This is a genomic window from Fibrobacter sp. HC4 (assembly GCF_023373925.1).
Lineage (GTDB): Bacteria > Fibrobacterota > Fibrobacteria > Fibrobacterales > Fibrobacteraceae > Fibrobacter.
The window spans coordinates 1-7,097 of the sequence record NZ_JALCZV010000043.1; the positions used below are offsets into that span (position 1 = coordinate 1).

A 7,097-nucleotide genomic window follows, 5' to 3' on the forward strand; every position below is an offset into this window, starting at 1 on the left:
ACAAGGAAGGCTTTGGTAACTGCACCAACCTTTACGAATGCCAGGCTGCTTGCCCGAAGGGTATCACCGTGGATTACATCGCAAAGATGAACCGCGAATACCTCATGGCAACCGCTACCTACGCTGAAAAGGTGTACGGTAAGGACTAATGAGGCGTGAGGTCGCTCATGCCCTAGGCATTCTCCCCATAGGGGATAACTCGACTAAGACAACAAGTTGTCAAGTCTCGTATAGCTTGAGGTATGAGGTCGGCCTTTCTGGCCTTTGAGCATGTCATCCTGAGCGAAGAGGCGTAGCCTCGGAGTCGAAGGATCCAGACCAGCATTACAAAAAAAGGGCTGCAGCGATGCGGCCCTTTTTGTATATGGTGGGGGAGGACAACCTCATAAGGCGAATGCAGCGACCGTGCTTGCACGGGCATTGCTGAGCCTAAAGGTTGGGACTTGAGCAAAGCGAGAGTCCAATCCCCCTGGCGTCAGCCCCGGCCCCGCCCCGCTTTTTTCTCTATACCTTTGGGGATTTATTTTGCTGACTATGTGGGTTGGTATACCAAATTGCTTGATGTGGTTGCATTGTACACCCACGCCCAGCCGGGATCTCTTGTGAGCAATTTTAACCTTCTTCCGATTTTCAATCGGTTTCCTTTGGTAGGGAAATTATATCGAAGTATCATTTTTTTTGCGATTTTGCAGGACTTCCAACCACACTTTGTTGTCGCTTTTCGGGGCTTTTGCCCCCTTACCACCAGAGTTTCAGGCGAAGGTAGTCGATTGCCTGGTGTGAAAGAATCCACCAGAGCGTGCGCTTGCCCGCGAAAATCTTCGCGATACCTGTCATGCCGGGGCGGAACCATGCCGGAGTCTGGTAGACGAACTCGCCGCGCACGGCGAAGGTGTTCTCCTGTTCCTTTACCTCTGCGGTGGGGCTGATGTGTTGCGTCTCGAACCGGTAAACGTATTCGGGGCGGCTCTTGATGGCGAGCAGGCCCTGGGTTCCGAGTTTTACGTTGCGCAGTTCCTGTTCGGGCACATTTATCTCGACATAGATGTTCTCGATGGATGCCATCTGGAACAGTTCCGTTCCCTGGTTTACCGGGGCACCGATGCGTTTTTGCAGGTCACCTTCGATAATGACGGCGCTGTCGGCGGTGACGGCGACCACGGCCATGGAGAGCCTGTAACGTACTGTCTTGAGCTTTGCTTGGGTTTGCGCGAGGCGCGCTTGGTGAATTCGCATTTCGGCAAGCTGGTGGGCCGCCTGGGCTTTTTGTATTTCGCGCCGGGAGTCCTGTTCCTGCGCCATGAGATCGGCTTCTTCAAGCTTGAGCTCTGTCTGGTTTAGTCGGAGTAATGGGGCTCCCTTGTAAACGACGTCGCCGGGCTTTACAAAAACGGTATCGATGTATCCGTCGAAGGGGGCTGTCGTATAGATTATTTTGTCTGTTTTCAGAATTGCCGGAGCGCTAACCCTGTAAGGGATTGGGTAAAGCGTCGCGAATAGAATCAGCGCTATTGCAAGTATCCCGAATAGCTTTGCCCACGTGTGTTCGACCCCTAAAAGCTTGGAGAGCAATTTGCGGACTTTTTTTACCATGCGGAGCCCAAACCAGCAACTTTTGTTGTAGAGTTCCTCAAGTCTTGCTGCGCACAGTGACGATGTCAGGTAAATTTGTTCAGAATTCAAGTCGTCGAAAGGTTGCGAATTTCGTTCGCAGCAGATGATTCCGATGATTTCGTCGCCATTGTGGATTGGTACGGTGAGTATGTACTTTGTGTGGTATTTGGTGCTGTACAGCTCGTGCTCGCGAATCGAAAGAACGTTCTTTTCGGGGGCGGGGTAGACGATGGCTGCGTCTTGCTCGTAGGCTTCTTCCATGATGCCTTCCAAGTCTCGCACCACCTGCATTTTTTTCTCGAAGTGGTCGGTGTGGCTCAGAGCCTTTAGCACAACGTAATCGTGCTTGACCCATCCGAGGCTCACCCTTTCGGCGTTGTATTTGTCGCAGAGTCCGCTGACCAGGGACAACGTCGCCGTTTTGAATTTGTCGCACGCAAGTACGTTTTGGGTGACGTCGAATACTTGGGTCATTTGGTTGATTTTTGCGTTGGAACTGCTGAGCGCCCCTTGCATCGCCTGGAGCAGTTTGTTGGCGTCCAAATTTGTGTTGGAATTATTCATGCAGCAGCTCCTTGCGTAGGGCGGGCTTGCCCTGATCCCAAGTTTCTAGGCCGTTTTCGCGCAACAGCTCTCCTTTCGCGATGAGGAGCTTTACGTCGATAAGGTGCAAATCGCGTGTATTCTCGAGGTGGCGCTGTTCCGCCTTGCGGAGGTCCTCTTCCATGTCGAAAATGATGTGGTAGTTGCTTTTGCCGAGTTCCATTTTTTTGAATTCTTCTTGCAGTTCCGTTTCGTGGTAGTTGACGGCGATTTCGCTGAATTTCCATTGCTCGCGTATTTCGATGGACCTTTTCTGCAGAATGCTGAATTCCTCTAAAAGTTTGTTCTGAATGAGCGCGAGGCGTGTACGTGCGGCTCTCACGTTTACCTTCTGTGCTGCAATCTGGTGACGTTCATTGATGTTTGCGAACAGTGGAATGTCTATTTCGATTCCTCCGGCAAGCACTGTTTGACGGTCTTCGGGGTGCTTGAAGTTGCGAATAGCCGTTCTTGCTTCCTTGTCGCGGCTGCGTATCCCGTAATTCCCGATAATGTCGAGCGTCGGGAGCGATTTTGTGCGATGTAGCTTCAATTCCTCTTCGCGCAGGTCGAGTTCCGCCTGCTGCTGCATGTAGGCGGGATGAAGGCGGTAGATGGAATCTTCGGCGTCAACTGGTTTTACCTGGATAGACGTGTCGATGTCGCTAGGGAGGCTTATGGCGATGGGGCGCGGATCCTGGATGATTTCGCTTGCAGATATCGCAAGTAGCAGGTTGAGCCTTGCGCTTCGCAATTGATTCATTGCCGTGAGGCGTCCGCTCTCGCGGTCGGAATACTCGGCGACGGCCTTCTGCTTGTCAAGGACCGAGAGTATGCCCAACTGCTGCCTTTTTTCTGCGTCGTCCGCGATTTGTTTTGCGACTTGCGACGACTTCGTGGCGAATTGCAGGGTTTGCTCTGCATAAAAGTAGTTCCAGTAGGCATCGTAGAACTTGTCCAAAACGTCGCTGAGCGTGTTGCGGTATTTCTGGTAGGCGATTTCCTGTTGCAGGTAGGCTTCGCGGAGCTGCGCAGTGGGCGAAAAGTAGAGCAGGCCGTCTTTCAGCACGTGTTGGCGGAGTTCGCCGCCAAAGTAAAGTTCCGAGGTGTATTCGCTATGGGTGTAGGTCGCCTGGTTGAAGCCCACGCTGTATTCCGTAGCCGAGGGTAGCTTCCCTTGTATCCCGATTTTGTACTCGTCCTTGGTTTCCGTGAACAGGGCGCTCGGCCTGTCGCCTCTTTCCTTGCTTGCACGGCCGTTTAAGTGCGGCTCGAAATCCCCGTAGGCCCCTTTTGTCATCTCGGCTTGCGCAATCCAGTTGTATTTTGCTTCTTGTACATCGGTGTTGTTCTCGATAAGAATCTTGAGCGCCGTTTCCAAGTTGAGCCTGAGCGAGTCTTCGGTTGCAAAGGAACTGGCGACCGAAAAAATCAATATGAAAGCGAATAGCGTCAAATGTGCAGAAAGTTTGTGCATTATTGCAATATGATTTTGCCGGTGACGCCGGGTTCTATGGAGTGGTTTGAATTGTCGAAGATGACCTTGACTGTTCGTAGCAGGCTGGCCTTGTCGACGACGGGCGAGATGAATTCAATGGTTCCCATTTTGTTCCGATTTTTCGCGGAGCCGTTCAGTTGAAGATTGACGCTTTGGCCGATTTTCAGCTTGTTCGTCTTGTTGACAATGATGTAGGCTGTCATGCGGCATGTGCGCACGTCCGCGATTTCGATGACGGATTCGAGGGCTTCGACGCTTTCGCTCCTGTTCTTCGATATGGAAACTATTTCTCCATCGAAGGGGGCGATTAGGTACTGCTTGAGCAGCTGTGCGCGTGCCATGCGGTGCTCGAGGGAATCCTTGGACTTGGATACCTTTGCGGCTTCCCATTCGGCTTTCGCTACATTGAAGTTCATTTCCTTTTCCCAGAGCTGTTCGGCGCTTATGGAATTCGAAGTCTCGAACAACTTTTTCGTGGCTTCCAAGTCCTTTTCGTACGCGTCCATTTTCGCCTTCGCCGAGACAACACTCGAGAGGTCCTCGGCGGTGATTTTCGTGATGCGTGAACGCAGTTCCTCTTCGGTCTTTATGAGGTTCATCAAGGTGTCGCCCTTGTGGACGAACTCGCCTTCTTTTACCCAGATGCTGTCGATTTTCCCGGATACGGTAAAGCCCATACTGGCTTGCGCGAGCGGTTCCGTGATACCGTCGAAGCTTGCGGCTAGTGCAGAGCTTGCGCAAAAAGCGAATACGGCGGTGCAGAAAAACAGTATTTTGAACAACTTATTCATTTTTTGTGGTGCTTGAGCTCGACAAGGGAATCTCGAGTTCCGTGTACAATGTGAACTTTTCGAGATAAGTCTCGTCGGTTGCGTAGACGGTGAGGTTTACGCCGACGGAGTCGCCGTTTTGGGTGGACTCGTTGATGGCGTTCGGGAGCATTGTTATGAACAGCGTGTCGCCCTTGACCTTTGCGTTTGCGTTCTTGTTGGCGCCATGGCCGTACAGGGTGTACTTTGCGTTGCTCGCCTTGCTCCATTGTATCCTGTCGGTGTTCGTGGAAAGAGCCTTCGAGAATTTGACCCAGATGGTGTCTTCGGCGGAGAAGCTTGCCTTGTAGCCCTTGTTGCTTGGCCATGCGTTGCTTGTGACCGCGTAGAGTCCGCGCCCTGTCACGAAGGCGGAATCGCCGGTGAGCTCGTACGATATGCGGTCGCCGGACTTTTTGCCGTATACGGCGATGCTCACGCTGATGCTCGCTTCCGAGGGGAACGAACGATCGTGCTTGAGGAACAGGGTGTCTTTTTTCACTGTCGGGGTGACGTAGAATACGTCTGAACCGGCCTTTACCGAGACGGAAAGGTTCGCGCTGCTAAGTTCCTCTTCGAAAACGAAGAACGGCGTAATCAGGGGGGAGACGTCCCTATAGCCCATGAGCGACTTGTCGACGACATTTGACGCCTTGATTTTTTGCTTTTCGGGAACCTGGATTTCTGTGTAAAGGGAGAAATTCTTGAGGACAAGGCCGCTCTTGCCGTACGCGGTGATGTTCATGCCGATGGTATCTCCCTGCACGCGGGAGTCGAGGATGCGATCCATCAGTTTGACGAAAAGAGTGTCCTTTTTGACCCAGGCGTCTGCGTTCTTGCCGTAGCTGTGCGCGTAGATGGTGCGCGTGGCGCCGCTGGCGAAACTCCACTGAATCTTGTCGGCGCTCGAGACGAGGTCCTCGCTGAACTTGACCCAGATTGTGTCGCTCGTGCCGAAGGAGGACGTGTATTTTTCGTTGCTGGGCCATGCGTTGCTTGTTATGGCGTAGAGGCCTCTGCCCGTTGTAAATGCGGAATCCCCGTTGAAGGCGAGATTGTAGCGCTCGCCCGACTCCTTGCCGTATGCGGTGATGCTCACGGAATACCTGGTTTCTGCGTCGAAGGCGCTATCGGGGTGGGCCAGGAACAGCGTGTCGCCTTTGATGACCGGCTCTACGTAGAAGTTTGCCGAATCGCTCCTTACGTTGACCGACAAGTTCTTGGACGTAATCTTTTCGTTGAATACGTAGTACGGGACAATCAGGGGGGAGAGCTCCCCGTACCCCATGTAGTTCTTGTCCATCACGTTAGAGGCCTTGATGTCGTTTTGCTTTTTGACAAGGGTGTCCTGCTGGAGGTAAGTGCGTCCCAGATCGATGGCGCCGTTCGGCTTGAGGCGTGGAAGGATTTTGTCTGTAGCGGTGTAGCGCAACCCGTTGTATGTGACGGGGGCTATTTTGAGGACGAGCCCGGAATCTGCGGGCAAGTTCTTGAACGTGAACTTCCCGAGTGAATCGGACGAGCCGTCAAAGGTTTCGGGGAACAGGTTCACGTAATCTTCGCTCTGGTGGACGATGGATATGGAGGCCCCCTTTATCGGGACGGCTTTCCCGGAACTGGCTTCGTTTATGTAGAGTTCTCCATTGAGGGCCGCGTTGAGGGGAGAAAGCCTTATCACCATGGATGACGTGGCGACGACCCCCTCCATGTGCGAGGATTCGCTGGTCGAGTTGACCGTTTCGACGTGCGGTGCGTAGTACAAGGTGTCCTTTTTTTGAATTTCCCTGTGCGTGAAGGTGAAGGTTCGCGAACCGTACGGCAAATCGTCGATGAAAAAGTTGCCGGCCTCGTCGGTTTCCGTGGATTTGAGATCTCCGGAGGCGTTTTGGTATGAAATCTTTACCCCACAAAGAGTTGCGTTATTCGAGGCGTCGACGACAGAGCCGGAAAAACTCCATTTTGAGTATTCGCTGTCTTCGGAATTTGTTGGAGAGCAGCCGATGACACATGCTGCAATGACGCACATTGCAAAGGAGAAAGCCTGTTTGACTTGCATAAAGATACCGTTGTATAGAAAATGGGCACAAAAATAAAAATAAACACGGAAAATACAAGAAGAAAAAAAGTTACTTTTGTAAAAAGAACGCAAATAAAGTTAAAATAAGTTTTTTTTATAGTTTGTTGTTACATTTGGCGTGTTATTTTATTTGGAGCTATTCTCATGAACGAAAAAAAAGAAAATAAAGCTGCCAACTCCCTTCCAGAAGTAGTCTGGAACGACGGCAACATGAAAAGCCTTTACGTGAACGCAACGAACGTCGTGGGCGGCCGTGAAGAAATCATGATGCTTCTGGGCTTGAATCAGGCCTGGAACATGAACCAGGGCAAGGTGAACGTGGAAATAGCCGAGCGCGTGGTGATGACCCCGTACACGGCCAAGCGCCTCGCCATCATGCTTGGGGCCACCTTGAATGCCTACGAAGCGAAATTCGGAAAGATTGACATCGGCATGCAGGCTGCCGCCCCTGCCGAAAAGCCGAAGAAGGCTTAATTGATTCAAGACAAGCGAAGCGACAACTTTACTAGACGTCGTT

Annotated in this window: 5 protein-coding genes and 1 pseudogene; 2 read left to right on the top strand and 4 right to left on the bottom strand. The window is 52.0% G+C overall.

Annotation, left to right across the window (positions count from 1 at the left end; translation table 11 throughout):
• Window positions 1–149 (top strand): annotated as a pseudogene (locus MMG03_RS16250) (succinate dehydrogenase/fumarate reductase iron-sulfur subunit); the annotation flags it as partial.
• 589 nt (window positions 150–738) lie between these two features.
• On the opposite strand, the gene MMG03_RS15670 reads toward MMG03_RS16250, so the two are convergent.
• Genes MMG03_RS15670 through MMG03_RS15685 form a run of 4 tightly spaced genes read right to left on the bottom strand, consistent with a single transcriptional unit; the run spans window position 739 to window position 6,559 of the window.
• Entirely contained in the window at window positions 739–2,178 is a 1,440-nt protein-coding gene (locus MMG03_RS15670) for an efflux RND transporter periplasmic adaptor subunit (RefSeq protein ID WP_249506715.1), read from the bottom strand.
• A complete protein-coding gene (locus MMG03_RS15675; RefSeq protein WP_088658543.1) occupies window positions 2,171–3,673 on the bottom strand; it encodes a TolC family protein in 1,503 nt (500 codons plus the stop codon). The genes MMG03_RS15670 and MMG03_RS15675 overlap by 8 nt, the downstream gene beginning before the upstream one ends.
• Window positions 3,673–4,485 carry an efflux RND transporter periplasmic adaptor subunit gene (locus MMG03_RS15680; RefSeq protein ID WP_073161611.1) on the bottom strand — a complete coding sequence of 271 codons (813 nt, stop codon included), beginning with the start codon at window positions 4,483–4,485 and terminating at the stop codon, window positions 3,673–3,675. The genes MMG03_RS15675 and MMG03_RS15680 overlap by 1 nt, the downstream gene beginning before the upstream one ends.
• The gene (locus MMG03_RS15685; protein ID WP_073285597.1) at window positions 4,478–6,559 is read right to left on the bottom strand and encodes a carboxypeptidase-like regulatory domain-containing protein; all 2,082 of its coding nucleotides are present in this window, start codon (window positions 6,557–6,559) and stop codon (window positions 4,478–4,480) included. The genes MMG03_RS15680 and MMG03_RS15685 overlap by 8 nt, the downstream gene beginning before the upstream one ends.
• Window positions 6,560–6,724: 165 nt before the next feature.
• On the opposite strand from MMG03_RS15685, the gene MMG03_RS15690 reads away from it, so the two are divergent.
• Window positions 6,725–7,054 carry a DUF3467 domain-containing protein gene (locus MMG03_RS15690; RefSeq protein ID WP_073161614.1) on the top strand — a complete coding sequence of 110 codons (330 nt, stop codon included), beginning with the start codon at window positions 6,725–6,727 and terminating at the stop codon, window positions 7,052–7,054.
• Window positions 7,055–7,097 lie beyond the last annotated feature (43 nt).